Origin of the sequence: Corynebacterium sp. NML 150383 (assembly GCF_002285085.1) — a bacterium.
GTDB lineage: Bacteria > Actinomycetota > Actinomycetes > Mycobacteriales > Mycobacteriaceae > Corynebacterium > Corynebacterium gottingense.
The window spans coordinates 67,899-92,499 of sequence record NZ_NSGK01000001.1 but is presented as its reverse complement, the minus strand read 5'-3'; the positions used below and the strand labels follow the sequence as shown (position 1 = coordinate 92,499).

25 protein-coding genes are annotated in these 24,601 nt (G+C 68.0%); 13 read left to right on the top strand and 12 right to left on the bottom strand.

Translation table 11 applies throughout. From position 1 onward, the window contains the following. Positions 1-6 precede the first annotated feature (6 nt). Positions 7-2,031, bottom strand: a complete 2,025-nt coding sequence (locus CKJ85_RS00435; protein WP_095553088.1) for a maltotransferase domain-containing protein — start codon at positions 2,029-2,031, stop codon at positions 7-9. A 188-nt stretch (positions 2,032-2,219) separates the two neighbouring features. On the opposite strand from CKJ85_RS00435, the gene CKJ85_RS00430 reads away from it, so the two are divergent. The 5 genes from CKJ85_RS00430 to CKJ85_RS00410 all read left to right on the top strand — a co-directional run bounded on the left by CKJ85_RS00430 (position 2,220) and on the right by CKJ85_RS00410 (position 7,515). Beyond that, positions 2,220-3,077 carry an ABC transporter ATP-binding protein gene (locus CKJ85_RS00430; protein ID WP_095548263.1) on the top strand — a complete coding sequence of 286 codons (858 nt, stop codon included), beginning with the start codon at positions 2,220-2,222 and terminating at the stop codon, positions 3,075-3,077. A 52-nt stretch (positions 3,078-3,129) separates the two neighbouring features. Further along, the gene (locus CKJ85_RS00425) at positions 3,130-4,002 is read left to right on the top strand and encodes an NUDIX domain-containing protein (RefSeq protein WP_095553087.1); all 873 of its coding nucleotides are present in this window, start codon (positions 3,130-3,132) and stop codon (positions 4,000-4,002) included. After that, positions 3,983-5,152, top strand: a complete 1,170-nt coding sequence (locus tag CKJ85_RS00420; protein ID WP_095553086.1) for an SAM-dependent methyltransferase — start codon at positions 3,983-3,985, stop codon at positions 5,150-5,152. The genes CKJ85_RS00425 and CKJ85_RS00420 overlap by 20 nt, the downstream gene beginning before the upstream one ends. A 21-nt stretch (positions 5,153-5,173) precedes the next feature. After that, positions 5,174-6,310: a cysteine desulfurase family protein gene (locus CKJ85_RS00415; RefSeq protein WP_095553085.1), complete on the top strand. Its 1,137-nt coding sequence runs from the start codon at positions 5,174-5,176 to the stop codon at positions 6,308-6,310. A gap of 101 nt (positions 6,311-6,411) precedes the next feature. Next, positions 6,412-7,515: a glycoside hydrolase family 25 protein gene (locus CKJ85_RS00410; protein WP_233126884.1), complete on the top strand. Its 1,104-nt coding sequence runs from the start codon at positions 6,412-6,414 to the stop codon at positions 7,513-7,515. Positions 7,516-7,528: 13 nt separating this feature from the next. Here the strand turns inward: CKJ85_RS00410 and CKJ85_RS00405 are convergent, their stop codons facing one another. From CKJ85_RS00405 to CKJ85_RS00380, 6 genes are all read right to left on the bottom strand, one after another. After that, positions 7,529-8,359: a spermidine synthase gene (locus tag CKJ85_RS00405; RefSeq protein WP_095553084.1), complete on the bottom strand. Its 831-nt coding sequence runs from the start codon at positions 8,357-8,359 to the stop codon at positions 7,529-7,531. Positions 8,360-8,390: 31 nt separating this feature from the next. Beyond that, positions 8,391-9,140: an ABC transporter permease gene (locus tag CKJ85_RS00400; protein ID WP_095553083.1), complete on the bottom strand. Its 750-nt coding sequence runs from the start codon at positions 9,138-9,140 to the stop codon at positions 8,391-8,393. Positions 9,141-9,142: 2 nt separating this feature from the next. After that, a complete protein-coding gene (locus CKJ85_RS00395) occupies positions 9,143-9,889 on the bottom strand; it encodes an ABC transporter permease (RefSeq protein WP_095553082.1) in 747 nt (248 codons plus the stop codon). Continuing rightward, complete coding sequence (locus tag CKJ85_RS00390; protein WP_095553250.1) at positions 9,886-10,800, bottom strand: ABC transporter ATP-binding protein; 915 nt, start codon at positions 10,798-10,800, stop codon at positions 9,886-9,888. The genes CKJ85_RS00395 and CKJ85_RS00390 overlap by 4 nt, the downstream gene beginning before the upstream one ends. Before the next feature lie 83 nt (positions 10,801-10,883). Continuing rightward, the gene (locus CKJ85_RS00385; protein WP_198947115.1) at positions 10,884-11,585 is read right to left on the bottom strand and encodes a response regulator transcription factor; all 702 of its coding nucleotides are present in this window, start codon (positions 11,583-11,585) and stop codon (positions 10,884-10,886) included. Next, positions 11,582-12,760, bottom strand: coding sequence for a sensor histidine kinase (locus CKJ85_RS00380; RefSeq protein ID WP_095553081.1), 1,179 nt, complete (start codon positions 12,758-12,760; stop codon positions 11,582-11,584). Before CKJ85_RS00380 ends, CKJ85_RS00385 begins: the two co-directional genes overlap by 4 nt. A gap of 122 nt (positions 12,761-12,882) precedes the next feature. Between CKJ85_RS00380 and mnmA the strand changes: the two genes are divergently transcribed. From mnmA to CKJ85_RS00365, 3 genes are read left to right on the top strand one after another with little or no spacing between them, the layout of a single operon-like run. Then, positions 12,883-13,962 carry a tRNA 2-thiouridine(34) synthase MnmA gene (gene mnmA, locus CKJ85_RS00375; RefSeq protein ID WP_095553080.1) on the top strand — a complete coding sequence of 360 codons (1,080 nt, stop codon included), beginning with the start codon at positions 12,883-12,885 and terminating at the stop codon, positions 13,960-13,962. Positions 13,963-13,972: 10 nt separating this feature from the next. Continuing rightward, on the top strand, positions 13,973-14,818 hold the full coding sequence (locus tag CKJ85_RS00370) for a methionine synthase (protein ID WP_095553079.1): 846 nt from the start codon (positions 13,973-13,975) through the stop codon (positions 14,816-14,818). Then, positions 14,815-15,126, top strand: a complete 312-nt coding sequence (locus tag CKJ85_RS00365) for a hypothetical protein (protein ID WP_095553078.1) — start codon at positions 14,815-14,817, stop codon at positions 15,124-15,126. Before CKJ85_RS00370 ends, CKJ85_RS00365 begins: the two co-directional genes overlap by 4 nt. Here the strand turns inward: CKJ85_RS00365 and CKJ85_RS00360 are convergent. Beyond that, positions 15,123-15,818 (bottom strand): 3'-5' exonuclease, encoded by a 696-nt coding sequence (locus CKJ85_RS00360; protein ID WP_198947114.1) that lies wholly within the window; start codon positions 15,816-15,818, stop codon positions 15,123-15,125. The genes CKJ85_RS00365 and CKJ85_RS00360 overlap by 4 nt on opposite strands. Before the next feature lie 144 nt (positions 15,819-15,962). Between CKJ85_RS00360 and CKJ85_RS00355 the strand changes: the two genes are divergently transcribed. Continuing rightward, positions 15,963-16,703 carry a cyclase family protein gene (locus tag CKJ85_RS00355; RefSeq protein ID WP_095553077.1) on the top strand — a complete coding sequence of 247 codons (741 nt, stop codon included), beginning with the start codon at positions 15,963-15,965 and terminating at the stop codon, positions 16,701-16,703. A gap of 61 nt (positions 16,704-16,764) precedes the next feature. Then, entirely contained in the window at positions 16,765-18,828 is a 2,064-nt protein-coding gene (gene ligA, locus CKJ85_RS00350) for an NAD-dependent DNA ligase LigA (protein WP_095553076.1), read from the top strand. Here ligA and CKJ85_RS00345 read toward each other — a convergent pair. From CKJ85_RS00345 to CKJ85_RS00330, 4 genes are all read right to left on the bottom strand, one after another. After that, positions 18,825-19,358: a winged helix-turn-helix domain-containing protein gene (locus CKJ85_RS00345; protein WP_095553075.1), complete on the bottom strand. Its 534-nt coding sequence runs from the start codon at positions 19,356-19,358 to the stop codon at positions 18,825-18,827. The genes ligA and CKJ85_RS00345 overlap by 4 nt on opposite strands. A 5-nt stretch (positions 19,359-19,363) precedes the next feature. Further along, on the bottom strand, positions 19,364-19,624 hold the full coding sequence (locus CKJ85_RS00340; protein WP_095548275.1) for a hypothetical protein: 261 nt from the start codon (positions 19,622-19,624) through the stop codon (positions 19,364-19,366). Further along, positions 19,621-20,652, bottom strand: a complete 1,032-nt coding sequence (locus tag CKJ85_RS00335; protein ID WP_095553074.1) for a serine hydrolase — start codon at positions 20,650-20,652, stop codon at positions 19,621-19,623. The genes CKJ85_RS00340 and CKJ85_RS00335 overlap by 4 nt, the downstream gene beginning before the upstream one ends. A 63-nt stretch (positions 20,653-20,715) precedes the next feature. Next, the gene (locus tag CKJ85_RS00330) at positions 20,716-21,405 is read right to left on the bottom strand and encodes an amino acid-binding ACT domain protein (protein ID WP_095553073.1); all 690 of its coding nucleotides are present in this window, start codon (positions 21,403-21,405) and stop codon (positions 20,716-20,718) included. Positions 21,406-21,492: 87 nt separating this feature from the next. Between CKJ85_RS00330 and CKJ85_RS00325 the strand changes: the two genes are divergently transcribed. The 3 genes from CKJ85_RS00325 (at position 21,493) to gatA (ending at position 24,565) form a co-directional block, all read left to right on the top strand. Further along, positions 21,493-22,644: a cytochrome P450 gene (locus CKJ85_RS00325; RefSeq protein WP_095553072.1), complete on the top strand. Its 1,152-nt coding sequence runs from the start codon at positions 21,493-21,495 to the stop codon at positions 22,642-22,644. Between the two features lie 115 nt (positions 22,645-22,759). Next, complete coding sequence (gatC, locus tag CKJ85_RS00320) at positions 22,760-23,062, top strand: Asp-tRNA(Asn)/Glu-tRNA(Gln) amidotransferase subunit GatC (RefSeq protein WP_095276076.1); 303 nt, start codon at positions 22,760-22,762, stop codon at positions 23,060-23,062. Then, positions 23,063-24,565 carry an Asp-tRNA(Asn)/Glu-tRNA(Gln) amidotransferase subunit GatA gene (gatA, locus tag CKJ85_RS00315; protein ID WP_095553071.1) on the top strand — a complete coding sequence of 501 codons (1,503 nt, stop codon included), beginning with the start codon at positions 23,063-23,065 and terminating at the stop codon, positions 24,563-24,565. It abuts the gene before it with no gap. The last annotated feature ends 36 nt before the right edge of the window (positions 24,566-24,601 follow it).

Sequence of the window (24,601 nt, the reverse complement as noted above, 5' to 3'; positions counted from 1 at the left end):
TGCTGGTTACGGGCGGTAGTCGTGGTCCGAGATCTGACGGTACGCGAGCGCTTCACGACGCTCCGGAGCAACCTCGGGCAGGCGGAAGATATGGGCAACGTTTTGCTGCGGCACGAGCTGGACGTAGTTGTGCTCGTTCCAGGTGTAGCGGTCGCCGGTGATGAGGTCGTGGACCGGGAAGGGTTCGCCGTGGTCCAGGCCGAGCGAGGCGGCGTCGATATGCACCATGCCCTCTTGCATGTGCCAGGGGTCCAGGTTGACCACAACGAGGACGGCGTTGCCCGTGACCGCGTCGACCTTGGAGTAGGCGATGATCTGGTCGTTGGTCACCTCGTGGAAGCGGATCTGGCGTAGCTGCTGCAGGGCCGGCTGTTCGCGGCGGATGCGGTTGAGCAGGGTGAGGTAGGGCTCGAGGGACTGGCCGCGCTCGAGGGCCGCCTCGAAGTCGCGGGGGCGCAGCTGGTACTTCTCAGAATCCATGTACTCCTCGGAGCCGCCGTGCACGGGGATGGACTCGTAGAGCTCGTAGCCGGAGTAGACACCCCACAGCGGGCTCATCGTCGCGGCGAGTGTGGCGCGGAGCGCGAAGGCGGCGGGGCCGCCCTGCTGCAGCGAGGCATGCAGGATGTCGGGGGTGTTGACAAACAGGTTGGGGCGGGAGACGTCGGCGACGTCGATGAGCAGCTGGGTGAAGTCGGTGAGCTCTTCCTTGCTCACCTTCCAGGTGAAGTGGGTGTAAGACTGCGAGAAACCGGCCTTGGACAGCCCGTACATGCGCGGCGGGCGGGTAAACGCCTCGGCGAGGAAGATGACGTCCGGGTGGGTCTCGTGCACCTTGGCAATGAGCCAGTGCCAGAAGTTCACCGGCTTGGTGTGCGGGTTGTCCACGCGGAAGGTAGAGATGCCCAGCTCGACCCAGTACATGATGACGCGGTAGACCTCGTCGTAGAGGGTCTCCGGGTCATTATCAAAGTTGATGGGGTAGATGTCCTGGTACTTCTTCGGCGGGTTCTCCGCGTAGGCGATGGTGCCGTCCGCGAGCACGGTGAAGAACTCGGGGTGGTCGTCGGCCCACGGGTGGTCGGGCGCGGCCTGCAGGGCGAAGTCGAGGGCGATCTCCAGGCCGAGCTGGTCGGCGTGGTGGAGCATGTCGAGGAATTCTTCCTCGCCGCCGAGCTCCGGGTGGAATGCGTCGTGGCCGCCGTCCTTGGAGCCGATGGCCCAGGGGGAGCCCACGTCGCCGGGCGCCGCGGTCACGGAGTTGTTGCGGCCCTTGCGGTTGACCTCGCCGATCGGGTGGATCGGCGGGAAGTAGACGGTGTCAAAGCCCATCGCCGCCACGCGGTCGAGCGCCTGAGCGGTCGTCGCCCACGTGCCGTGGACCGGTGCGCCGCTCTCGTCGCGGCCGCCGGTGGAGCGCGGGAAGAGCTCGTACCAGGAGTTCACGAGCGCTTCGCGACGCTCCACGAGCACGTCGCACACCGGGCCGTGGGAAACCAGGTCGCGCAGTGGGTAGGCGGCGAGCACGTCCAGGACGTCCTCGCTCAGGCCGGCTTCGATGCGCTCCTGGAGGGGGAGGGAATCGTCGGCAAGCGCCGATGCTGCGTCGCTGAGCACAGCGGCGTCGGGGGCGGGGGTTTGCTCGGCGGCGGCGGTGAACAGCTCGATGCCGTGGGCGAGGTCATTGGCCAGCTCGGCGGCGGACTGGCCGGCCGCCAGCTTCTTCGTCACCGCGTTGCGCCAGGTCGCCATGACGTCGGACCAGGCGTCTACGCGGAACTGCCACAGGCCCTGCTCGTCGGGCACGAAGACGGAGTGGACGTAGTCGGGGCGGTAGGGCTCCGGGTGCATGTGCACGGAGTACTGCTCGCCGTCGGGGGAGGTGATCACCAGGGTTGCGGCCACCGCGTCGTGGCCCTCGCGCCACACCAGGGCGGAGACGGGAACGACCTCGCCGACGACCGCCTTCGATGGCAGCGTGCGGCCAGAGACCTGGGGCCGGACATCATCAATTCCGAATCTTGCAACCATGGCGTCATCTACCTCGAACGTGGCGTAGGGATCCCGCGACGCGCGTGCTGCGCCAACCGCGAGCCGGTCAGTAACACTAGCCACAGTAGCGAAACTGCAAGGACCGCACCGGCCTAAGTTGCTCCTAACTTTCGCGCTGGCGCGACGCGCACCCCAACCTCCCCACATGCGCCGGAAAATAGGACAGAATGGGAGGCGTGAATGACGCACAAGCAACCGAACCAGTGACCGACCCAGACCTCCTGCTCGACTTCCGCGACGTGGAGTTCGTCCGCGGCGGCAATACACTCGTCGGCCCCGTGGATTGGCAAGTGGAACTGGATGAGCGCTGGGTGATCGTGGGCCCGAACGGCGCCGGCAAGACCACGCTGATCCGGATGGCATCGGCCCTGGAGTTCCCGTCCAAGGGCACGGCGTTCGTGCTCGGCGAGCAGCTCGGGCGCACCGACATGCGCGACCTGCGCGCCGCGATCGGGCTGACCTCCTCGGCGCTCGCGCAGCGCGTCCCGGAGGACGAGAAAGTGGGGGACCTGGTTGTCTCCGCCGGCTACGCCATCGTGGGCCGGTGGCGCGAGGACTACGACGAGATGGACTACGAGCAGGCCATGGACGTGCTCGAGCAGGTCGGCGCGATGCACCTCATCGACCGCCGCTGGGGCACGCTGTCCGACGGTGAGAAGAAGCGGGTCATGGTGGCGCGCGCGGTGATGATCAACCCGGAGCTGCTCATTATGGACGAGCCGGCCGCGGGCATGGACCTGGGCGGCCGCGAGGACCTCATGGCCTACCTGGGCGAGCTCGCGCTCGACCCGGACGCGCCGGCGATGGTGATGATCACCCACCACCTCGAGGAGATTCCCTACGGCTTCACGCACGCCATGCTGCTGGACGAGGGCGAGGTGATCGCGCAAGGGCTCATCGATGACGTGCTGAACAGCGAGAACGTGTCCAAGGCCTACCACCAGCCGATCGAGGTAACCCGCGCCGACGGGCGCTACTTCGCGCGCCGGGCGCGTTCCTCCCGCGCTGGGGCGCACAGGAAGTGAGTGCGGGGGCGTCGAGAAGCACTCGGGGCCCTTCGGAACCATGAGACGAGGCATGCAGCGCAGCGTGGGGGCGTTTTCCACCGACCGCGGCGACGAGATCGACGTCACCGAGGTCAGCGGGTTCCATGGTGCGCGCATGTCCGCCACCGTGATCCTGCTGCGCGACACCGCAGCGGGGCTGGAAGTCTGGATGCAGGAACGCGTGCTGAGCATGAAAAACTACCCCGGGGTGACGGTGTTTCCCGGCGGCGGGGTGGACAGCCGCGACTTTCCAGGCCGCTCGTGGAACGACGGTGACCTGTGGCTTGGCCGCAGCGCGATCTCCATGGCCCGCCAGCTGGGCGTGACCAAGTACAAGGCACACGCGCTGGTGTTCGCGGCAGTGCGCGAGCTCTTCGAGGAATCCGGCACGCTGCTCGCCGTCGACGAGGAGGGGCAGCTGCTTGCCGACGCCCGCCCGTTCCACCACCAGCGCCTCCAACTGGAGTCGCACGAAATATCGCTGACGGACGTGCTGCGCGATAACGACCTCAACGTGTGCGCCGACCTGCTCAAACCGTTCGCGCGCTGGGTGGGGCAATCCGGTCGCGGCGACTGGTTCGACACGTTTAGCTTTATCGCGGCCAACCCGACGGGGCAGGAGCCGGACGGCAACACGGGGGAAGCGGACGACGCGAACTGGTTCCCGCCCTCCCTTCTGCTGGAGGGCTGGCGCCACGGGCTGGTCCGTTTCGCCCCCGCGACCTGGGCGCAGCTGAGGCTGATCGAGCAGTACGGCACCGTCGACGAGGTCTTGGCCGCGGCAAAGCATGCGACCATCACGCCGGTGATCGGCGACCCGGTGGACGACGAGCGCTTCACCGAGTTTTTCACTTTCAAACCCAAGGACCGGATCGGAGGCCGTTATGGCATTCATCCCGAGTGAGGTCGCCTACTTGGCGGAGCACGCCACGCGGATCGAGGCGCTCGCCCCGGAAATCGCCCTGACGAAGGTGAGCGTGTTTGCGGACCGGGCACGGCTAGACGCGGAGTTTGGGCAGCACGCCCGCGCCGTGTCCGCGCTCATCGCCGCGCAGCGGCAGGCGGACGGGAAGTTCCCCGGCTGGTGGCTCACCGACTCCGACGCCGCGCAGCAGGCGACTCCGGCGCTCGTGGCCGCGCACCGCGCGCGCACGCTCGCCGGCGCGGGCGCGACGCTCGTGCACGACGTGACGTGTTCGGTGGGGTCCGAGGCCCCGCACATGGTGGACGCGGGGCTCACCTGGCTGGGCTCCGACCTGGACGAGGCGCGGCTGCGCATGGCGCGCTACAACCTCGGCCGCGGCGCCTGGCTCGTCCGCGCCGACGCGCTGTACCCGGTGTCCGTGCCGGGGGCCGGGGGCGTGGTCGTCGCAGACCCGGCGCGGCGGAAAAACGGGCGTCGCATCACAGACCCCGCCGACCTGGAGCCGCCCCTGCCGGCGCTCGTGGACGCCTACCGGGGTACGGAGCTGGCGATCAAGTGCGCGCCGGGCATTGACTACTCGGAGTGGGACGGGTTGGTCAGCGTTGTCTCGTTGGATGGCGGTGTGAAGGAGACCTGCCTCTACACCCCCGGTATAGGCACCGGACGCGAGGCGGTCGTGCTCCGCGCCGACGGGTTCGTGGACGTGGTGCGCGGCGCGGGCGACGTCGTGGGCGAGGGGGATCAGTGCACCGACGGGCCGGGGGAGTGGATCGTCGAACCCGACGGCGCCGTCATTCGCGCCGGGCTGGTGCAGGAGTGGGCACGCCGCCACGGGTTGCGGATGCTCGATCCGCACATCGCGTTTTTGACCGGTCGGGACGTGCCGCCGGGGTACAGCGGGTTCCGCCTGCGCGAGGTGGTGCAGCTGAAGACGCTGAAGGCGGCCCTCCGCGCCCACGACGCCGGGTCGGTTGAGATCCTCGTGCGCGGCGTGGACGTGGACCCCGACGCGCTGCGCAAGAAGCTCAAACTCAAAGGTACGCAGCAGCGAGCCGTGATTGTAGCCCGGGTCGGCGACGACGCGCTCGCCTACATCTGCGACGCGAGGGAGCACCGCCCCGCGGCGTAAGCGACGGCTACGATGAGCAGCATGGTGTATCTGGATCACGCAGCAACAACCCCCATGCGGCAAGTGGCTATCGACGCCTGGGTGGAGCACGCACACGCCGTCAACCCGGGCGGGCAGTACGGCTCCGGTCGAGCGGCGAACGCTGTTCTCGCGCAGGCGCGCGAGGACATCGCTGAGCTGCTTGGCGCGGACCCGGTCGAGGTCGTGTTCACCGGCTCCGGCACCGAGGCGGACAACATCGCGGTGCGCGGCCTGTACCGTGCCCGGACGAAGGAGGGTGCGCCGCGCCGGGTCGTCGCGAGCACGATCGAGCACTCCGCGGTCCTGGAGACGGTCAAGTCTCTGGCACAGACCGAAGGGGCGGAGGTGGCGTGGCTGGAGCCAGACCGGGGTGGCCACGTCCGCGAACTTTCGGCGCTCGACGATCCCGCCGCGGTGGCGACGCTCATGTGGGCAAACAACGAGACTGGCGCGATCCAGCCGGTCCGCGAGGCCGCCGAGCGCGCGAACGCCGCCGGCACGCCGTTGCACGTCGACGCGGTGCAGGCGGTGGGCAAGGTGGAGGTGGACTTCCACGCGTCGGGAGCGACGACGCTGGCCGCCAGCGCACACAAGTTCGGCGGACCTCGCGGCTCCGGCATCCTGCTGGCCAAGCGTTCCCCGGTCCCTCTGCCGGTGGTGCTCGGCGGCGGCCAGGAGCGAGGGCTGCGCCCCGGCACCGTCGACGTCGCCGCGGCGGCGGCCACCGCGGCTGCCTTGCGCGAAGCGCTGGACGAGCGCAAGGCGGAGAACGCGCGGATCGCGGGCCTGCGCGACCGGCTCATCGAGCGTGTCGTCGCCGCGGTCCCGGGGACGAAGGTGACCGCGACCGAACCCCGCCTGGCCGGCCACGCGCACCTGCTCTTCCCGGGGGCGGAGGCGGAGTCCATGCTCATGCTGCTGGACTCGCTCGGCGTCGAGGCGTCGGCGGGCTCGGCCTGCTCGGCAGGCGTGCATCGAGTCTCGCACGTGCTCGAGGCCATGGGGGTGGACGCTCGCGATGGCATGGGCGCGCTGCGCCTCACGCTGGGGCGAACCACCACCGAGGAGGACATCGATACATTCGTGGCCCACATCGCCGAGGTTATCGAGCGCGCCCGCGCGGCTGGCTCGCTGTAAGGGACGGGCGCTTGTCGACGCCTCTTTTGCTCCCAAACTTTCCGCCTCCAATGGTGTGTCTCGTGTGAAAGTTGTGAATTGAGTGCGCTAGAGTGCCGGGTATGCACGCACCCTGGACGCTTTCCCCCGCGCGCGCCTCGCGCCCGCACGCCCTGCTCAGCCACCCCAAAGCCCTCATTGCCGCGGTGGTCTCCGCCGCGATGGTGTTCACCTTGCTCGTCGTGAGCCCGTTCGGTCAGAAGACCGCGGACGCGCAGTCGCTACCCGGCTTGATCTCCGGCGTCGACGTTGCCGGCCACCAGCACCCGGGCGGTGGCCCGATTGATTGGAAGACCGTTTCTGGCCCGGGCGGTCAGAAGTTCGCGTTTATCAAGGCCACCGAGGGCGTCGGATTCAAAAATGACTTCTACGACCAGGACGCCCAGGCCGCCGCGGATGCGGGCATGCAGGCCGGCGCGTACCACTACGCACGGCCCACCGAGGACGCGCTGGCGCAGGCCCGCTACTTCGCCGACGTCATCAACGCGGGCCCCAAGACAGACCTGCCGCCGGTGCTGGACCTGGAGGTCGACGAGGGGCTCGGCCCGGTCCAGCTCGCAGCCTGGACCCAGCTCTTCCTGGGCGAGGTTGAAGCGCGCACCGGCCGCAAGCCCATCGTGTACACCTACCGCTACTTCTGGTACGAGCACATGAACAACACCAATGCGTTCACCAGCTACCCGCTCTGGCTGGCCGCGTACCAGAACCAGCCCCCGGCCCCGGTTGGTGGCTGGCGCACGCTGAGCTTCTGGCAGCGCTCCGATGCCGGCCGCGTTGCCGGCATCAACACCCCGGTGGACATGAACCTGTTCAACGGCACCGGCGCCCAGTACAACGCGTTCGCGGCCGGCAACCTGGACGCAGCCGGCGGCCTGCTCGAGCAGTTCCAGGCACCCGACTCCGGCGAGCTGCAGGTCCTGGAGCAGGACAACACCGCGCTGGTCGTCGCGATCCTCGCGCTGGCGGGCGGCGCCCTCGGCATCGCCGGGCTCGCCGAGGCCGCCGACCAGGCAGGCTTCGACGACGAGGACGCGCGCAACATCGCCGACCTGGTGGCCAAGCTCGCCTCCAACGGCGAGCTGCCGGTCGATGACCTGCGCAGCATGATGATCGGCGACTACCAGGTCGGCGACCTGCTCATCCTGTTGGATAACGCCACCAAGTAGCCCCGGGAGTTCCTCACTCGCCGGCAGGGGGTGTCGGCTCGGGGTCGTGGCGCGGAGTCGTCGCTAAGCTCCGTGCCCACTGCTCGCCCTTGAACTGCGCCGGCACCGCGCCCTTGAGCAGGTTGCGCGTGAGCTGCGGGCTCGCCTCGATGGGGGTGTTGGCGCCGATGAGCACGATATTGCCGTAGCGCCGCCCCTTGAGCATCGGCGGGTCCGCGATCGCCGCAACGTGCGGGAACACCTCGAACATACCGGCCAGCTCCTCCTTGGCCTCCTTGAGATCCGCGCGCGAGCCACAGTTGGCCACGTAGACGCCGGTTTCGCTTATCGACGCCCACACGCTCCCATAAAACTCCACCGTCGTCAGCTCCCGCGGAGTCACGGCGTTGGCGAACACGTCGCGGATGATGACGTCCCGGGTCGCTGGCTTGAACGAGTCGGTGACATCGCGCGCATCGCCCACCCGGATCTTCACGGCCGGGGCGCGGGGGACGTCGAACAGCTCGCGCGCGAGCTCGGCGAGCCTGCCGTCGATTTCCACGACGGTGTTGCGCGAACCCGGCCACGCATCCGCGAAGTACCGCGGCAGCGAGCAGGCCGCGCCGCCCAAATGCGTCAGGCGAGGCTTGGGCCAGCGGGCCTGGTCGCTCCCGCCGCTGCGCTGGACCGAGTCCAGGAAGTCCGCGATCCAGCGCATGTACTCAAAATCCAGGCGCTGCGGCTCGCCGGGGACGATGTGCGAGCTGGGGACCCCGTTGACCAGCAGCACCATCGACCCGTCAGGCTCGTGGTGGACCTCGGCCTCGCCGGTGTCGATCTGGTACGTCTCCTGTTTCGCAGCCATGCCTGGCAGGGTACCCGGCAGCCCCGGGGACTTAAGCGTTCACGTCGACGCGGCGCAGGTACATCGTTGACGCGAGCCACCCTGCCACGGCGAGTACCGCGGCTGTGAGGACGATGCTGGCGACCGTTTTCGGGTCGAGTGCGTTGGCGTCCGCGACAGCAGAGCTGCCCATCCACAGCGCCTTGGACAATCCGACGGGCGGGAGCACGAACTGCATCGCGTGTGCCCTGGCAGCGGTCGACCCGAAGGAAATGACGCCCGTGACCGCGCCGAGCGCGATCGGCATAGCAAAGTTGCGGATGACCATGGACAAAAAGCTTTGCCACGCCGCGACCGCCACCGCCGGGAGCACCGCAATGAGCGACGACGCGGGCAGCGTCCACGGCGGCATGCCGCTGAGTCCGCTCATCCACCCGCCGGCAAGACTGCACACGATGAAGATGAGCTGCATGAGCAGCGTGAGGGTGGCGATCGCCCCCAGCTTCGCGGCGGTGATGACGCCCGCGGACCGGGAGGAAGTAAGCAGCGTGTGCCAGTTCCCGCCGCGGTGCTCGACGCGCCAGGCCGCTGCGGCGATGATGGCAATGCCCACCACCATGAAGAGCATGCCGTAGAACAGGGTGGCCTGTGACCAGTAGCTTTGCCACCCCGCGCTGAGCGTTCCGGAGTTTGCCGAATAGTTGGCTGCACCAAACGCGACCGCGATGAGAGGGACACCGCACAGGACCGCTGCGATGTGGGTGCGGCGGAGCTTAGCAAGGTCGTTGACAAGCAGGTCCATGGCTAAATTTCCTTCCTGTTGAGGTACCGGGTCGCCACGGCGAAGGCGGCGGCGAGGCAGATGGCGTAGGCGGCCCACAACACCCAATGAGGCTGGGTGAGCGCGATGCCGTCGTCTGCAAAGGTGTAGGGAAGCACCACCGCGAAGGAGCCGAACGGGTTGATCGCGGCGAGCCACGCGGGGGAGAGCAGCGAGGCGATCCCGAGGAACCCGCCCACCACGCCCAAGGAGAGCACGCCAATCTGGGAATCCGTCACGGCGGCGAGGACGAGCATGATGCCCGTAATGGCAAGGCTGGTCACCACCGCTGCGGCGCCGTATGCCACCCAGGCGGTTGCGACCGAGCCCGCGGGGAGCGGCGCTCCCATGGCAGCGGGCAAGGCGACGCTTGCGCCGACTTCTATAAGCTTCAGCGCGACAACCAGCGGTGCGACAACGCGAAGCTTGCGGCGCAAAAGCGTGCCCTGCCGGATGCCGGCCACGGCGTTGAGCAGCCACCCGCCGTTGGCGTGCTCGTTATCCACGGTGCGGCTGGCAATGATCGCGGCCTGCAGGGGCGTAAGGAACGCGAGCGCGATCGCGACACCGATGAGGTGGCTGGCCCAGGAGTCGTGCGGGTCGGAGGCGAATTGCTCGATCTGGTCGCCTGCAAAGATGTTCATGCACGCGATCAGTACGATGCCGAGCGAGAGCGCCCCGCCCAGAAGGAGGACATGCGTGCGGCGCAGTTTTAACAGTTCGACGCTCATGCGCTGAGCCCCTCTCGTCCCGTCATGCCAATGAAAATCTCTTCGAGGCTGCGGCGTTTGCGCACGACCTGGTGGATCGGCACGCCGTGGCTGACAAGGTGTGCGCACGCGGCGGCGACGTCGTCGTCGGCAAGCCCGGCCAGTTCTATTCCGCCCGTCACGGTGCGGGGGCGCGATGCCCGCAGGACCTCCGCGGCCACGTCGCCTGCTGGGGTTTGAATGAAGAGGTCGGGGAGGTGTGCGTCGAAAAGCTGCTGCTGCGAGCCCTGAAAGACGAGCTTGCCCTGGTTGATGATGCTTAGGCTGGTGGACATCTTCTCAATCTCGGAGAGGAGGTGGCTTGAGACGAGGACGGTGCGGCCCTCGTCGCGTGCGAGGCTGATGATGAGCTCGCGGATCTCCTCGATGCCGGCTGGGTCAAGGCCGTTGGTGGGCTCGTCCAGAATGAGCAGCTGCGGGTCGCGCACAAGCGCGATGGCGATCCCGAGGCGCTGCTTCATCCCGAGCGAATAGTGCTTGACCTGCTTGTCCATGTGCTGTTCGAGACGTACGAGTCGTACCGCGCGTTGCGCGTTTGCGGGATCGGCCTTAAACAGGCGGGTGACAATGCGCATGTTCTCGGCGCCGGTGAGGTGCGGGTACGCGGCAGGCGACTCGATGAGCGAACCAATACCGGTGAGTACCTCGCCGCGGGTCCCGCGCGTCATCGGCCGGCCCAATACGGTGATCTCGCCAGAGGTCGGGGTGGTCAGTCCGAGCAGCATCTTCATCGTGGTCGACTTGCCCGAGCCGTTCGGCCCCAGCAGGCCATGTACCGCACCCTTGGGCACTTCGAGATCGAGCTTATCGACGACTGCGTGTTTCCCGTAGGTCTTAGTCAGACCCTTCGTTGAAATGATTGGTGTGTCCATGGCTTCCACTCTTGCCGCGCGGAGCTGCGAAAACATCGGAGCGGGGTACCATTTTTCGCGTCATACCCGGGGATGAGCGCACCTTAGGGAGCGAGCAGATCGGCGCGACTGACCAGGCCGGTGCGGTAGGCAAACAGCGCCGCGTGCACGCGGTCGCGCGACTGCGTCTTGGACAGAATCCGGCCGACGTGGGTCTTCACCGTCGGCATGGAAATGAACATGTGCTCGGCAATCTCCGCATTCGACCAGCCGCGGCCGATAGCAACGAGGACCTCGCGCTCGCGGGCAGTGAGCTCCTCGAGCGCCACGCGATCCCCGTCCGATAGCGGCGGGGTGTCGTGGTGCTCGGCAGGAGATGGGCGCTTGGAGAATCGCGCGAGGATGCGTTTGGTGGCTCGCGGGGAGATGACGGCGTCGCCGGCGGCCACGGTGCGGATGGCGTCGAGCAGCATTTCTGGCTGTGCGTCCTTGAGTAGGAAGCCACTCGCGCCGGCGGAAAGCGCGTTGACCACGTAGTCTTCGTCATCGAATGTGGTCAAGATGACCACCTTCGTCGCCGGGAACCGGCGGGCGACCTCGGCGGTGGCGGCAATGCCGTCGAGGACCGGCATCTGCACGTCCATAAGTATCAGGTCGACCGGGCGCGCCTCGCGCTGCTCGAGGGCCCCGGCGCCGTTGGCGGCAAGCCACTGCACCGACATGTCCGGTTGGGAATCGATAACGCGGCGAATTCCGTGGAGGAAGAGCGCCTGGTCGTCGACGATGCCGACGTGAATTGTGCTCATGCTTGCTCCTTCGGGTGAGGGTCAGCGTAGGGGACGCGCAGCTCAGTCACCCACTGCTGCGCTCCAATGTTGGAGTGCGCGGGGCCGGTGTGCACGGTGGCGTCGATAAGCGAAGCTCGCTCGCGCATCCCCCGCAAACCGTGACCGTCCGAGGGGCCGGACGGCGGGGCTGCGATGGCGTTGACCACCTTGATCACCACGAGTTCGTCCTGCCACGTCACGTCGAGCGATGCCCGGCCGTCGCCGTGCTTGAGCGCATTCGTGAGCGTCTCCTGGACCATGCGCCGGGTCGCGATCGCCGTGGCCAGCGGCAGTTGCTCAGGCGGGGTGCCGGCCTCCGTGTAGTCCACGTCCAGGCCGCCGAGTCGGCTCGTGCGCACCAGCTCGTCCAGGTCAAGTGAATGGGGTGACGGTGCGACCGGCCGCGTTTCTGGCGCGCGTAGTAACGTGACTACCTCGCGCATCTGGGTGAGCGACTCCCGGCCGACCTCGCCGATCGTGCGTAGCGCCTCGTCCTTGGCCGCGAGCGCGGAGTCGCCGTCCCCGCAATATCGGCCGCCGTCGGCCTGCGCGACCATCACGGCCAGCGAGTGCGTGACCACGTCGTGGATCTCGCGGGCGAGGAAGGCGCGCTCCTCCGACATGGCGTGCTCGAGTGCTATCCGTTGCTGCTGTAGCGCCTGCTCCAGTTCGCGGGCCGCGGTCTCCTCCGCGCGCCTGCGGAGCTCGCCGAAAAGCCCAGCTGCGACGAGGAGCGTGGCGCTCCACGCCAGGTAGGGGAGGCGTTCGTCGAGAGGCATGCTCCGCAGCACGGGCGACACCAGGGAGAGCGCGACAAGGTCGCCGACGACCAGCGCTGCGGCGGCGACGTCGCGAAGCACGGGGCGCAGGTTGCGGCGGGCGATGTACGCGGTGAAGACCGCGACGACGATCTCGGCGATGGTGAGCTCCGTGCTGCAGGCGCGGATGCCCAACAGCGCACACGCGGAGAGCGCCGTCGTGATCGGCCACCGCCACCGCGTGAATGGCGCAGCGGCCGTCCACACGACGAGCATGGCGGTTGCCCAGACGGGTTGCGAGGCACTGACGACACCGAGCGCAGCACACGCCGCAAGCACAATGGAAATGACGACGTCTCGCACACGAATCGGCGACGGGGGAGTTGTGCGTGGCATACCCTCAACCTAGCCAACCCGCGCACCTGAATCGTCATGCCACGGTATGACCCTCCGGCCTGTTGAGAGCCCAGCGCCGACGGGTTTTCCCCGGCTCCTGTTGACGGGTACACTTCCGCCACATGCGAGTATTAGCAGCGATGAGCGGGGGCGTGGACAGCTCGGTGGCGGCTGCGCGCCTGGTTGAACAGGGCCACGACGTCATCGGCGTCCACCTCGCGCTGTCCAAGGACGCGCAGCAAACTCGTGAGTCAGCCCGCGGCTGCTGCTCGCTCGAGGATTCCGCGGACGCGCGCCGGGTGTGCGACAAGCTGGGCATCCCGTTTTACGTGTGGGACTTCTCGGACCGTTTCAAAGAGGACGTGATTGACAACTTCGTTTGGTCCTACGAGCACGGCGAGACCCCCAACCCCTGCCTGCGCTGTAACGAGAAGATCAAGTTCGCGGCGCTGCTCGAGCGCGCGGTCACCCTCGGCTTCGACGCGGTGGCCACCGGCCACTACGCCATTGTGGATGCGGAGGGCAATTTACGACGTAGCGCTGATCCTCACAAGGACCAGTCCTACGTCCTGGGCGTGCTCACCCGCGATGAGCTGGACCGCTGCCTGTTCCCAGTCGGCGATACGGAGAAGCCGCAGATCCGCGAGGAGGCCGCGGCCTACGGGTTCTCCACGGCGAACAAGCCGGATTCCTACGACATCTGCTTCATCCCGGATGGCAACACGCAGGCGTTTCTCGGTCGCTCGATCGGCATGCGCCCCGGGCTGATCAAGGACCAGGACGGCACCGAGCTGAAAGAGCACGACGGCGCGTTCCAGTACACGATCGGCCAGCGCCGCGGGCTGAACCTGCGCGTGCCCGCCGCCGACGGCAAGCCGCGATACGTCACCGACGTGGACGCCGAGACCGGCACCGTGACGGTGGGCCCGCGCGAGGCGCTGAAGATCAACCAGATCACCGCGGACCGGCTGAAGGTGCTTCACCCGGCCATGGAGGGCGAGTTTGAGGCGAATGTGCAGATTCGGGCGCACGGTGGCGTCGTCAAGTGCACCGCGCGCATCGGTGACGACTCAATGACCCTTGACCTGCACACCCCGCTCGAGGGCGTGGCGCGCGGCCAGGCCGCGGTGCTCTACCTGCCTGACCCGGACGGGCTGGGCGATGTGGTTCTCGGCTCGGGCACGATCTGCGCGACGGCGTAGGGGAGCTGCGATGACCGCCTTTGGACTCGGGCCGATGCCCGGCACGGACTTGGCGCAGGCCGCCGACGTGGTGCTTTCGGAAACGGTCCTGCCGCACATCCCGCAGCTGCCGGAGCGCGGCGTGGGTGCGGACGCGATCGGGCGCACGGCCGCGCTGCTGGAGATCCCGATTGGTCGCGGTCCGCGCGGTTGGCGCGTCGCCGCCCGCAAGCGCGGTGACGCCGACCGCATGGCCCGCGACCTCGACGGGCTCGAGGAGGCCTGGCACGGCAAGGTTGACACCGTCAAGGCGCAGCTGGTCGGGCCGTTTACGCTCGCCGCCGAGGTCGAGATGCCCAACGGACACCGCATGATCACCGACGCCGGCGCGCTGCGCGACCTCACGGACGCGCTGCTCGAGGCATGCACCGAGCACCGCCGCGATGTCGCAGCACGCTTCGGCGACGTCGTTCTCCAGCTCGACGAGCCGCTGCTGCCCGAGGTCACCGCCGGTACGCTCCGCGGCACCACAGACTACGAGACGATCCGGGCCATCCCTGAGCCGCAGGAAACCTTGCAGCGTTTCGGGGAGCACTTGCTACATACGCCGCAGCTTCTCGACGCCACCCCGTGGATCACCCCCGACCCGCGCACCTGTGACAAGGACGCGCTGGCCAGGCTGCTGGACCAGGGTACTCGCATCGCGATTCCGACCATGGCACCGCGCGAGCTCTACCGTGTCTTCGATGATCTGCAGATCGACCCGGCGCAGACCCGCGTCGACGTATACGCCGAACCCGCGGAGACGTTGGTGGGCACCGCCGCGAACTATCGCGCGGCCCGCGAGATGGCCGAAGAGCTTAGCATGGAGGTATGAGCGAGCCACTGCACTGGAGCAAGAAAACCGCTGACTACGCGACGGGTGTCACCTTTGGCGCGATGTTCTTTGTCGTCTTCGGTCTGGTGTTGGACGACCTTATTTTGGGTACCGCCCTCGGTGTGCTGTGGTTCGTTGTGTTCTCGGGTTTGCTCGCAGAAGACATCGAGTCTGTGGACCTGACTGACGGCGACATGATTGTCCGGACGAAGAACGGGGAGGAACACGCCCTGGGGTCTGATGACGAAGGGTTGCGTGAGTTCGTCGACAAGCTGCGCGCGGAGCTCGCGGAGCTCACGGAGGTTTAGCCCACCATCGGCCAGCCCATGTTCACGTTGGACGCGTCGCGCCCACGCGACTCCAGCCACTTCTTCAGGTCGGTCTGGATGCGGTAGTTTTCTACCGCCTGGTACTCCATGAGCTCGTCGGTGTCCATCTCCGCGAGCTCGGGCCAGACCTTGCGCACCTGCTTCCACGCGATACGCGCGGCCGCCATCGCGTCCGAAGTCGCCTCGTGGGCGTTGTCCAGGCGCACGCCGTAGTGCTCGCACAGCGCGCCCAGGTTTCGCTTGCCCTTGCGGTAGCGGTCGCGCGCCCGGTCGATGAGCAGCGGGTCGAACACCGGGCCGGTCACGGTGAAGTCGCCGGTCAGCGCGCGCAACACGCTTAAGTCGTAGGGGGCGTTGAAGACGATGAGCGTGAGCCCGTCCTCCCAGCCCTGCTTGATGGCGTCGACGGTCTCGCGCAGGACCTCGTCGTGGTCGCGGCCCTCGGCGCGCGCCTTCTCGGTGCTGATGCCGTGGACCGCTGCCGCGGCCTCTGGGATCTCCACGCCGGGGTCAGCGAGGGTCTCGTTGGCGGTGACCTCGCGGCCGTCGATACGCACGAGGGCTGAGGTGACAATGCGAGCCTCGAGCGGGTTTACGGAGGTGGTTTCGAGGTCGAAGGAGAGCATGCGGGACGCGTCAAAAGCGGCGGGTGCGGAAGCCATGCCCGTCATTGTATCCGCGCCCCCAACACGGGATGGTTTTCCGTTCGAACGCTCGGGGGTCGTTGCGGTGAATAGAAGTATTGAACCGAGCTGTCTAGTGGCGAATAGTCGACTCACATCACCCCGATCTATCCCGACGAAAGGCGGCCCACCATGGCACGACTCACCGACTGGCAGCAACAGATCCTCGGCGCGAAGCGCGTCGACCTCACCCACGAGGTCCACCCCGACATCCCGCGCTTCGCGGCATTCGAGCCGATGCAGGAGCGCGACGTCCGCACCATCGAAAAGGACCGTTTCTGGGCCAAGGAGTACACCTTCGCCACGCCCTACGGCACCCACGTCGACGCCCCCGGCCACTTCGTAGCGGGCAAGCGGCTCGTCTCCGGCATCGGCGTCGATGAGCTGATTCTGCCGCTCAACGTGCTGCACCTGGAGGACAAGGTGGAGGCCGACCCGGACTACGCCGTGACCGCCGACGACATCGTCGCATTCGAGGCCGAGCACGGCACGATCGAGCCCGGCAGCTTCGTCGCCTTCTCCAGCGGCTGGTCCACACGTTGGGAGGACCCAGACGCGTTTGTGAACCTGGACGAGGACGGGGTGCAGCACACCCCCGGCTGGTCGCTCGAGGCGCTGCATGTGCTTATCGACGATCGCCGCGTCGCAGCCATCGGCCACGAAACCCTGGACACCGACCCCGGTGTCGCGGTGGCGGAAAGCGGCTTCCTTTACGGCGAGCTGTACGTGCTGGAGCAGGACATCTACCAAATCGAGGTGCTGGACAACCTCGCGCAGGTGCCCGCCACCGGTGCCGTGATCGTGGTCGGCCCGGCGAATATCAAGGGCGCCCCAAGCATTACCTCGCGCGTGTATGCGCTCTTCCAGGAGTAGCCAGCACGCCACAGAGTCGGCGCACCCCGGTCGGCGCCGCGGGCAACTAGAATCCAACGGCATGACTACACCTGAGCCAGACGTACCGTCGCCCGAGCGCCTCGAGGACCTGCAGCGCACGTGGAGCGAGATGGCGGACGAGGTCCGTCACCACCGCGACCTGTACTACAACGGGCAGCCCGTCATCTCCGACGCGGAGTTCGACGCCCTGTTCCGCAGGCTGCAGGAGCTCGAGGAGGAGCACCCCGAGCTTGCCGTGCCGGACTCGCCGACCAAGGAAGTCGGCGCGCCCACGGCCGCGTCCTCCGCGTTCGCGGACGTGACGCACCTGGAGCGCATGTACAGCCTGGACAACGTGTTCTCGGCCGAAGAGCTCGCTGAGTGGCTGGACAAGACCCCCGGCCCGTACCTCACCGAGCTGAAGATCGATGGGCTCTCCATCGACCTGGTCTACCGCGACGGCGTCCTCGAGCGCGCCGCCACCCGCGGCGACGGCACGGTCGGAGAGGACATCACCGCCAACGCCCGCGTCATCGAAGACATCCCGCACGAGCTTGCCGGCGACGCCCCCGCGCTGCTGGAGGTCCGCGGCGAGGTGTTCATCCGCCCCGAGGACTTCCCGGAGCTCAACGAGCAGCGCATCAAGGAAGGCGGCAAGCCCTTTGCCAACCCGCGCAACACCGCGGCCGGCGGCCTGCGCCAGAAAAACCCGGACGATGTGAAGAAGCGCAAGCTCCACATGATCTGCCACGGCATCGGCGCCCGCGACGGCTTCGCACCGGAGACGCAGCACGATGCCTACCTCAAGCTCGCGGAGTGGGGCCTGCCGGTGTCCGAGTACACCAAGCCCGCCAAGACTGCCAAGGACGTCCAGGACGCGGTGAAGTACTGGGCGGACCACCGCCACGATGCCATCCACGAGATGGACGGTCTGGTGATCAAGGTCGATAGCGTGGCAGCGCAGCGCCAGCTCGGCTCCACCTCCCGCGCGCCGCGCTGGGCCATCGCGTACAAGTACCCGCCGGAAGAAGTCACCACCACGCTCAAAGACATCCAGGTCTCGGTCGGCCGTACCGGGCGCGCGACCCCGTACGCGGTCCTCGAGCCGGTCTTCGTCTCAGGCTCCACGGTGTCCATGGCCACCCTGCACAACCAGCACGAGGTCAAGCGTAAAGGCGTGCTCATCGGCGACACGGTCGTAGTGCGCAAGGCCGGCGAGATCATCCCCGAGGTGCTCGGGCCCGTCGCGGATCTTCGCGACGGTTCAGAGCGCGAGTTCGTCTACCCCCAGGACTGCCCGGTATGCGGCACCAAACTCGCGCCGGCGAAGGAGGGTGACGCGGACTGGCGCTGCCCGAATACCCGCTCGTGCCCGGCGCAGCTGTCGGCACGCCTGGAGTACCTCGCCTCGCGCGGCGCATTCGACATCGAGGCGCTCGGCGAGAAGGGCGCCCAGGACCTCATCGCCTCGGGCGTGCTCATCGACGAAGCCGCACTCTTCGACCTCACCGAAGACGACCTGAAGAAGTCCAACGCCTACACGCGCAAGGACGGCCACGTCAACGCCGCCGGCAAGAAACTGCTGGCTAACCTCGAAACCGCCAAGCAGGTCGACTTCTGGCGCGTGCTCGTCGCCCTGTCCATCCGCCACGTCGGGCCCACCGCCGCCCGCGCGCTCGCCGCCCGCTACAAGAGCATGCAAGCGCTTCTCGACGCCCCCTTGTCCGACCTTGCCGAAACCGATGGCGTCGGGCAGATCATCGCCGAATCTTTCAAGGACTGGTTCACCGTGGACTGGCACCAGGCCATCGTGGACTCCTGGACGAAAGCGGGGGTACGCATGGAAGACGACCACGACGCCGACGCCACCCCGCACACCCTCGAGGGCCTCACCGTCGTCGTCACCGGCACCCTCGAAGGCTTTAGCCGAGACTCCGCCAAGGAAGCGATCCTCACCCGCGGCGGCAAGGCCTCCGGCTCGGTGTCCAAGAAGACCGACTATGTCGTCGTGGGGGAGAATGCCGGGTCCAAGGAACAAAAAGCCCGCGACCTGGGCCGCCCGATCCTCACCGAGGAGCAGTTCGTGACCTTGCTGGAGGAAGGGCCGGACGCGCTGTCACGCTAGTGTGCCTCCGCGGCAATGATGATTGCCATCAGCGGCACGACGCGCGCCGGGCGGATGGCATACGCGCCGGCTTCCTTGGCAACCCACCCCGCGGCCTGCAGTGCGTTGAGGTGGTGGTAGGCCGTCCCTGTTGAGGTGACCACCTCGGCGGCGACCAGGTCTGCCGGGGTCGCGGGGCCGGAAAGCAGGTGCCGCAGCATCTCGGCGCGCACGGGGTGGGCGAGCGCGGCCAGGCGCTCGATCTGGTCCGACCAGGCGTGCTCGGTCACCACCTCCGTCGGCCGGGCCCACTGGTATTCGTAGGTGCCGCCGTCCGTGGTGACCGAGCCGCCGAACGCGACCGCGCCGTCGTCGCAGCCCTCCAGGGCGCGCAACACGGCGGGGAGGTCGGGAAGGTCGGTTCCGTGCGGGACCGCGGTGGGCGCTGCCGACGCACCGGAGCGCGCGGCTTCGAGCGCCGCGACGCGCGCCTCGAGGGCGTCCAGGCGCGCAGCGGTAAAGGGGGCGGCGAAGGAGTCAGCAGATGTCATGCGTTCTAGCGTTCCAAAACCGTGGAACGCTGTAAAGCGAGTCGCGCGGCGCTCAAGCCCACGAGCACCGCCGCCCACACCGCGAGGGTCCACCACAGCCAGATGGGGAGCGTTGCGTTCCAATCAAGTGGAGTGGCGATCCACCACACCACGAGCGCGGTGAGGGTGGCGTTGATAAGCGCGAGGCCCGCGCGCTGCGGGCGACGCGCGGCGCGGAACGTCTCCCACGCCAGGAGGGCGGTAACGAAGGTGATGAGCGGGATCATGCGAGCTCCTTGGTGGTGTCGAGGAGGTTGATGCCTAGGTCGTCGACCCAGGCTTCGGTGTCGCCGGCGACGTACACGGCGCGGTGCGGGTTGTCCGGATCCCACACGAGCATCGTGCGAAACCCACCGGTCCCACCGTTGTGGAAGGTGTATTGATCGGCCGTGGCCCAGCCGTAGTCGGGCCGACCGTGCTCGTCGACCCACTCGATGAATCGCGCCATGTCGGACGCGGTCGAGCGGATCGCGCCCGCCGGTGCCCAGCCGTCCATGTCCCAGGGCTCCGCCTCGCGCCCGTTACTGCGCAGGCCGCGCCCGAGCACGTGCGTATCCACCCCGCCGGGGCCCGCCACGAACGATTCGTCCATGCCCGCAGGCAAGAAGATCCGCGTTCGCACAAGTTCTTCGTACGGCGTGCCAGTTTTCACCGCGAGCAGTTGCCCGAGCAGCGCGTGCCCGTAGTTGGAGTATGCGTATTCGCCGCGGCCGTGGAGCTCCATGGTCCGGGCGGCGGCAAGGATGTCGTCGGGGGAGTCGGTGCGGTACGCGTTGCCGCCCTGGGTGACGTTGGCCTTCAGGATGTCCGGCAGCCCGAGGTGGCCCATTGCCGGGAGCCCAGCGGTGTGGTTGAGAAGCTCCTCGATGGTCACCGTATCGATAGGCACCCCGGACGCGCCGAGGATGTCACCGACGGTGGTGTCGAGGGCGAGCACGTCCTCGTCGATAAGCTGGCGCACCAGCTCCGCGTTGAACGTCTTGGTGATCGAGCCGATCTCAAACTCGGTGTGCTCGTCGGCGCCGAGGCCGCCGAACGTGACTCGGCCCTGGTCGTACACCAGCGCCGAGAGCGCGCGGTGCCCCGGCTCGGCGGCGGCGCTGCGCTCGAGCGCGGCCGCGAGCTGCGCGTCGCCGGTGTGCGCGGTAGCCAGGCTGATGCGCTGTGGGCCGAAGGTGAGCAGGAGGGCAGCCGTCGCGGCGGCGGTGACGGCGCCAATGGCACCGGCAATAGGTCGGGAGCATGCGTGTTTCATACCTTCTAGAATTCCAAAAATCTAGAAAGTTGTAAAGGGGGGGCGGTGGCGTCGATAAGCCAACTAGCTCAGGATCGCCCCGATGATGCTGCCTAGGTCGCCGATTTGCGATACCTCGGAGGCCAAGAAGTCCGGCCCGCCGACGCGGCCGACCACCAGGACCAACTCGGTGCCGGGCAGGCGGGTGATGGACAGGGCGGTGTCCAACAGCCACCACGACTCGGGGACCCAGGTATCCGCGTCGGGCAGGAGGATGCGCGCGGCGTCCACGTCCTGCATTGTGGGGTGAGAGCCGTCGTCCTCCGGCGCCGCCTGCGACGCGGCGACGCGGTCCAGGCCGTGGTCGGTCGCTCGCAGCACCACCGCCCAGGACGAGGTCATCGACCGCGGAATCGCGCCCACCAGTTCGTCCATCGCGCGCTGCTCGTCGCCGGACGCCGCGACGATGCGCTGTAGCATCTGGATCTGGCCGCGGCGATCCACGCGCCCCGTGAACGGGCGGATCGAATCCACCTCCGCGCCCTCCACCGAGGCCGCGGCGGTAATCAGCGTGTCCACCATCGTGCCGGTGGGGAGCTCGACGACAATGTCGTCGGTCACGTGGCCGCTCGCCGAATCCCCCGTTTTGCCTGCGGCAACGCTGTCCACGATGTCCACGGATTGGATATTTGCGTCGACCATGCCGAACGCCGCGGCCAGCTCGCCAAGGCTGCCCGGGACATCAGGGAGAGAGACGCGAATAAGGTAAGACATGCACCTAGTTATATCAGTCAGCCCGTACAACTGACCGTGAAAACGGTGATAGGCTGGCGAATCTTTACGCAGAAAGGACCATGCACCGTGCACGCACGCGAGCTTCCAGACGCCCCCACCGCCAATACCGAACCGCGCGCGTACGGCGACGCGCACCTCAGCCGCGGGGAGCGCATCGTGCGCAGCGGTAACGAGGTCGTCGTGCTCGGCAACACCCAGGCCCGCGCCGTGGCGGAGGACCCCGCCCGCTTCTCGTCCGCGGTCTCGCGCTTCATGCAGCTGCCCAACGGCCTCGATGGGGAGGAGCACGAGCGCTTCCGCGCGCTTATCGACGCCTACCTCACCCCCGACGCACTCACCCCCTACGCCCCGGCGTTCCGGGAGGCCGCGCGCAGCGTCATCGCTGACGTGCAGGGGGCGCAATTGGACGCTGACGGGGGAGAGGTGGACGCGGTGGCCACGATCGGCGCTCGCTACGCCGTGCGCGCCATGCTCGCGTGGCTCGGCTGGCCCGCAGACATGGAGGACCGCCTGGTCGACTGGGTCGCGGAGAACAACGCCGCCACCCGCTCCGGCCAGCTCGAGCGCACCGCCGCGGTGGCGGAGGCGTTCGACGCCATGATCCACGAGGCCGTCGATGCCGCGAAGGAGTCGCAGACTGCGAAGACTGCAGACGCCGCAGGCCAGCCGAGCGTGACCCTGCAGCTGCTCAACGACACGAGCATCGGCCGCCACCTCGAATTCGACGAGCTGGTCTCCGTCCTGCGCAACTGGACCGCGGGCGACCTGAGCTCGATGGCCTACTGCGTCGGCGTCCTGCTCTACGCGCTGGGCAACGACGCGGCGCTGCAGGACCGTCTGCGCAGCGGAGTGTCCGAGCGGGAGTTCACCGCGATCGCCGACGAGATCCTGCGCCAGGACTCGCCCTTTGTGAGCAACCGGCGCGTGACCACCTGCCCGGTGGACCTCGACGGCGTCGAGCTCGACGAGGGGCAGCGCGTGCGGATCCACTGGACCGCCGCGAACCGGGACCCGGAACACCCGAGCAACCTGGTGTGGGGAGCCGGCCCCCACGCCTGCCCGGGCAAGTACCTGTCCATGCTAGAGCTGCGGTGCCTCACCGAGGAGTTGCTGCAAGCGTTCACCGTGGGTGAGGTCGCCGCGGACGCGGGCCGCCGCGAGCAGTTCCCGGTCGGCGGGTGGGCGAGCCTGCCCGTCACGCTGACCCCGCGGCGCTAGCGGGGCGCGGGCGGTGCTCGTCGGCAAGCGAGGGCCGTGACGTAAGATGAGGGTCGGTTTACTGACCTTGTTGGATAACGTTAGATAACTCAAGCACGAAAAGATTGGAACCGTTTTGGCTGAGATTTCACGCGAGGAGGTCGCCCGCATCGCCCGGCTCGCCCGCGTTGCGCTGCAGGACGACGAGCTCGATCAGATTTCGCAACAGCTCGACCAGATCGTCGACGCTGTCTCGAAGGTGCAGAGCGTGGACACCGAGGGCGTTGAGCCGATGAGCCACCCGCACTCCATCGAGGCGGGCATGCGACCGGACGTTGAGAAGAAGACACTGACGCAGGCGCAGGCGCTGGACCAGGCGCCGGAGGTGGAAGACGACCGCTTCGTCGTGCCGCAGATCCTCGGGGAGGGAGACGAGTAAATGAGCGAGAACACCAGCTTCACCATGCCCAGTGACGGCCTCATCGCCACGCCCGCCCACGAGCTGGCGCGCATGATCCAGGCCGGCGAGGTCACCTCCCGCGAGGTCACCCAGGCGTTCTTGGACCGCATCGCCGAAACCGACGAGACCCTCGGCGCGTTCCTGCACGTGGGCGCGGAAGAAGCGCTCGCCGCGGCCGACGCCGTGGACGCGCAGGTCAAGGCGGGGGAGGAGCCCGCGTCTCCGCTCTCTGGCGTGCCGCTGGCGCTGAAGGACCTGCTCGTGACCACCGACGCGCCGACGACCGCCGCGTCGAAGATGCTTGAGGGCTACATGAGCCCGTATGACGCGACCGTCGTGAAGCACTTGCGCGAGGCCGGCATCCCGATCCTGGGCAAGACGAACCTGGACGAGTTCGCCATGGGCTCCTCGACCGAGAACTCCGCCTACAAGGTCACCCGCAACCCGCACGACACCGAGCGCGTGCCGGGCGGCTCCGGCGGCGGCACCGCGGCGGCGCTCGCGGCGGGCCAGGCTCCGCTGGGCATCGGCACGGACACGGGCGGCTCGATCCGCCAGCCGGCGTCGCTGACCGGCACCGTCGGCGTGAAGCCGACCTACGGCGGCGTCTCCCGCTACGGCGTCGTAGCCTGCGCGTCCTCGCTGGACCAGGTCGGCCCCTGCGCCAACAACGTGCTGGACACCGCGCTGCTGCACGAGATCATCGGCGGCCACGACGAGTTCGACGCGACCAGCGTGGACCGCCCGGTGGCACCGCTTGCGGACGCCGCCCGCGAAGGCGCCAGCGGCGACCTCACCGGCGTCAAGGTGGGCAAGGTCAAGCAGTTCCAGCGCCCCGGCACCCAGGACGGGGTCAACGCGCGCATCGACGCAGCCTTTGCCCAGCTCGAGGCCCAGGGCGCGGAGATCGTGGAGGTGGACTGCCCGCACTTCGACGACGTGATGGGCGCCTACTACATCATCCAGATGTCCGAAATGTCCTCCAACCTCGCGCGCTTCGACGGCATGCGCTACGGCCTGCGCGAGGGCGACGACGGCGAGCACTCCGCCGAGCAGGTCATGGCCGCCTCCCGTGGCGCCGGCTTCGGCTCCGAGGTCAAGCGCCGCATCATCCTCGGCACCTACGCCCTGTCGGTGGGCTACTACGACGCCTACTACCTGCAGGCGCAGCGCGTGCGCACCCTGATTGCGCAGGACTTCGCCCGAGCATTCGAGCTTTGCGACGTCATCGCGGCCCCCGCCGTGCCGTCCACCGCCTTCAAGCTCGGCGAAAAGGTCGACGACCCGCTGGCCATGTACAACTTCGACCTGTTCACCCTGCCGCTGAACCTCGCCGGCCTGCCGGGCATGTCCGTGCCCGCCGGCAAGGCGGACGACACGGGTCTGCCGGTCGGCCTGCAGCTCATCGCCCCGGCGTTCGAGGACGCGCGCCTCTACCGCGTCGGCGCCGCCTACGAGACCGGCCGCGACGCAGACAAGTAACGCGTCGCCCATCCCAACCCCCGAGACCCTGAGAGG